Genomic DNA, 3624 nt, shown 5'->3' with positions numbered 1-3624 from the left:
CATGCGCTGACAGCTCGTGGCGAAGCGATTCCGAAAACCCCTCCAGCGCGAACTTCGAGGCGCAATAGAGCGAGTTCATCGGCATGCCGGTTTCGCCGGCGAGCGACGAGACGTTGATCACCCGGCCGCGCGCGGCGGCCAGCGCCGGCAGCAGTTGCTGGGTCAGTAGCGCCGGGCCGAGCAGGTTGACCTGCAGTTGCTGCTGCATCTGGGCGGCGCCGTAGCTCGACAATGGGCCATTCAAGGCATAACCGGCGTTGTTCACCAGGCAGTCGAGGCGATCGATGCCCGCGGCGACGGCGGCAATCTGCTCGCCGTTGGCCAGATCGAGCGGCAGCAGGCGCGCGCCTTCGAGTGCTGTCGGCGCGCGCGCCGGGTCGCGAACGCCGGCGAGTACGGTCCATCCGCGCTCTACCAGCGCTTGCGCGATGCCCAGGCCAAATCCCCCGGAACAGCCGGTCACCAGTGCCGTGCGCTCAGCCATCGCGGCACGCCTCCTCATCGCTGCCGGCAACGCGCAGCCGCACCACCGGGCGGCCCGCTTTCGCCGGCGGCAGCTCGCGCCAGGTCGCCAGCGGCTGCGCTTCGAGGTGGCGAATGAAGGCGACGACGGCACGATCCGCCGCAATCGGATTGCGCAGCTCGAAGCGAATGGTTTCGAAGACGCGGGTGTCGCCGTGCGCGAAGTAGCGGGCGGCGAGCGCGGTGAACCGCAGCAGGACCTTGTTTACCAGCCAGCCGAACAGCCCGCTGCGCTCCCTGGTGAAGGCGAAGGTCTGCCCCTCGGCCGAGCCGTCGTCGCCGCGCCGCAGCGCGAACATCAGGTGCAGGTGCAGGAAGTCCGGGCCGAAGGTGACCGTGCCGAGGCTGCCGTACCAGTAGCTCATCTTGTAGGTGAGGGGGCCACGGTAGAAGCGGGCGATGAAGCGGCCGAGGCGATTGCTGGTCGGGACCCTGCCGACATTGCGGAATTCGATATTGGCGACGTTTTGCGGCACCGCTTCCATGCTCAGGATCGATCCGGGCAGGTGATGGACGCTGGCGAAATGCTGCTCGTCGATGGCGTTGATCAGCACCACGTTCGGGTGGCAGCGCTTGCGGAAACGGTTGGCGAGCAGGGCCGCACACGGCTGTCCGGCGAGTTCGGGGACTTCGGGCAGGTCGTGTGCGGCTGTCTCGCCGGTCCATAGCCAGATCATGCCGTGGCGTTCGGCGGTCGGCCAGCTGCGCACGCACATGCCCGGCCGCGGTTCGCCGTCGAGACAGGGGACGTCGCTGCAGCGGCCGTCGGCCTCGTAGCGCCAGCGATGAAAGAAGCAGCGCAGCGCATTGCCCTCGACTCGCCCTTCGGCCAGGTGCGCGCCCATGTGTGAGCAATAGGCATCGAGGGCGACGGCGCGGCCATTTTCGCCACGATAGACGGCGAGGTCGCGCCCGAGCAGGCGCACCGGCGCCACACGGCCGCGGCGCAGCTTGCGCGATGGCAGCAGCCAGTACCAGCCCTCAACCACCACCTCGGGATCGTTGAAGATGCCGGTCTTCATCAGGCGGCCCGCATGCCTGCGAGAAACGCCCGTCGGGCGATCGGCTGCAATTGCTCGGCGGCCAGTTCGCAGAGGCAGACCAGTTCGTCGCCGCGCGCATAACCCGGATTGCGTTCGAGGAAGTAAGCGACTTCGCTCAGGCGGCGGTGTGCTTCGGGCACTTCGGCGTAGGCGCTGCGCAGATGGCCGCGCGACTGCGCAAAGCGCACCACGCCGGCAGTGGCGTCGTAGTCGCCACCAAAGCGGTCGCGCGCGAGAAAGTCCTTGAGCGCGCCCAGCTTGCCCACCGCGTTGCCGTCGGGAGAAGGGTCGAAGGCACGGCTGAAGGTGGGCAGGTAACGATAGGTGCGGTGTCCCTTGGAAATCAGTAGCCAGTAGAGCGGCACCTCCGGCTGCTCGGTTTTCATCGCGCCGGCCAGCCGTAGCCAGGTGAACGCCAGGGCCTGCTGGCCCCAGTGGCGTTCGTCGACGACGGTGTCGCCGGAGAACAGCACGCGCACCGGCACGCCGTCGAAGCAGCGCTGGTAGATGGCCATGGTCGAGAAGCCCTGCAGCGCGCCGGTTTCGTCGCGCAGCATGAGGACGCGATTCTTGTCGGCGAGGTCGGCGGCGAAAAGCGGCCACGAGGAGCCGTCGTAGTAGCGCTCGTAGAGTGCATACATCGCCCGCCGGTCGGCGTCCGGGATGTCGGCAACGTCAACCACCTGCGGCGTCGTGAGCGGGTCGAGTGCAATCAAGGCGAAAAATCCTCTTGGTCAGCCAGAGGGCGATGGCCGCGCAGCAGATGCCGCCGGCAATGTCCCAGGCGACGTGCTGCCGGGTGGTGAGCGTCGAGACGGCAATCAGGCTGGGCCAGACCACCGCCAGAGCGCATGCGCCGCGGCGCCACAGCGCTCGCCCGGCAATTGTAGCAAGGGCAACGTGCAGCGACGGGAAGCAGTTCGCCGGGGTGTCGGCCAGGTAGAGCAGGCGCCAGGCCAGCCCGGTGAAGCCGTCCGGCGGTGTCGGGCGCAGCACCACGGTGGGCCAGGCAAGAAAAATCGGCGCCGCGAGCAGCGTCGCCAGCAGCATTGCGTACAGCGTCTGGCTGCGATCGCTGTCGTCGCGCGCGCTGACGATTGCTGTCGGCAGCAGGATGAACTGCGTCAGATAGACCCAGACCGTCCAGTCGAGATAGGGCACGGCGGCATCGAGCGTGCTGCCGTGCAGCGTCGTCGGCGCCACCAGCTGCAGCGTGCCGCTGCCCAGATAGACGGCGGAAAAGGCGAGATAACCGAGCAGCATTGCCGAGAGCTGGTTCGAACGGCGAATGGCCGGCACGGCGATCACGAGGCGCTGCGCTGAAATGCCGCGAACTCGCCGCGCACCCGCTCCACCTCGTGCCAGTAGCGGCCGCGCAGCACAGCGAAGAACATCCGGTTCAGGCACTGCGACGCGCGCCAGGAAAAGACCACGTCGCGCGTGTCGACGTGCGAACGCTCGAACAGCCAATGGCCGGCGAGGCCGGTGGCTTGCGACATCGGCACCAGCAGCAGCCACCAGAAATTCCCTGTCGCCAGCAGCGCCAGCCCGCTGCCGTAGATCATCAGCACGGCCAGGCAGTGCAGCAGGACGTTGCCGCGCTGCTGATGCTTGAAGACGAAGATGTCCCAGTAGTCGTCGAAGGGATGGTCGATCAGCCGGTCGTCGAGGCGATTGCGATGGCGGGCGAGTACCGCCGCTCCTCCTCGTATCTTCGTCGTCGGTTCGAGCAGCGTTCCGCTGGCCACGCTTCCCAGTACCGGCAGAGGCGCGCCGTCGCGGGCGACCTCGATGCCGGCGATCCACACACTGACCACCGCCGCCTCCGAACCGCGCTTGACCATGCGACGGGCGCCTTCGAGCAGCGGGTCGTCGACTTCGATCGGCGCCGGCACCGGCGTGCGCAGTGCCTCGGGGCGGAGCAGCACGAGGTCGGCCCGGCAGCCCTCACGCAACACGCCGGCATCGAGATTGAACCAGCGCGCTGCCTCGCCGGTGACCCGCGCGATGGCGCGCTCCGGTGGCAGGAAGCCGGTGGCGACCGACTGCCGCAGCACGG

At 68.1% G+C, this 3624-nt stretch carries 5 protein-coding genes; all 5 read right to left on the bottom strand.

Annotated features, from left to right (window positions below):
- The coding region (locus tag RUW20_RS00120) for an SDR family NAD(P)-dependent oxidoreductase (protein ID WP_313950152.1) at window positions 1-484 on the bottom strand (484 nt) is incomplete at its 3' end.
- Complete coding sequence (locus RUW20_RS00115) at window positions 477-1544, bottom strand: aromatic ring-hydroxylating dioxygenase subunit alpha (protein ID WP_313950151.1); 1068 nt, start codon at window positions 1542-1544, stop codon at window positions 477-479. The genes RUW20_RS00120 and RUW20_RS00115, both read right to left, overlap by 8 nt.
- Window positions 1544-2281 carry a hypothetical protein gene (locus RUW20_RS00110; RefSeq protein WP_313950150.1) on the bottom strand — a complete coding sequence of 246 codons (738 nt, stop codon included), beginning with the start codon at window positions 2279-2281 and terminating at the stop codon, window positions 1544-1546. The genes RUW20_RS00115 and RUW20_RS00110 overlap by 1 nt, the downstream gene beginning before the upstream one ends.
- On the bottom strand, window positions 2241-2873 hold the full coding sequence (locus RUW20_RS00105; protein WP_313950149.1) for a phosphatase PAP2 family protein: 633 nt from the start codon (window positions 2871-2873) through the stop codon (window positions 2241-2243). The genes RUW20_RS00110 and RUW20_RS00105 overlap by 41 nt, the downstream gene beginning before the upstream one ends.
- Window positions 2870-3624 (bottom strand): Mpo1-like protein (locus RUW20_RS00100; protein ID WP_313950148.1); only part of this gene is annotated, 755 nt, incomplete at its 5' end. The genes RUW20_RS00100 and RUW20_RS00105, both read right to left, overlap by 4 nt.

Source organism: Accumulibacter sp. (assembly GCF_032229525.1).
Taxonomy (GTDB): Bacteria; Pseudomonadota; Gammaproteobacteria; order Burkholderiales; family Rhodocyclaceae; genus Accumulibacter.
The sequence above is the reverse complement of the archived record's forward strand: the minus strand, read 5'-3'. Positions and strand labels throughout refer to the sequence as shown.

Coding starts and splice junctions, on each gene's coding strand:
- RUW20_RS00115 (WP_313950151.1), bottom strand. CDS start 1,544: ATGAAGACCGGCATCTTCAACGATCCCGAGGTGGTGGTTGAGGGCTGG.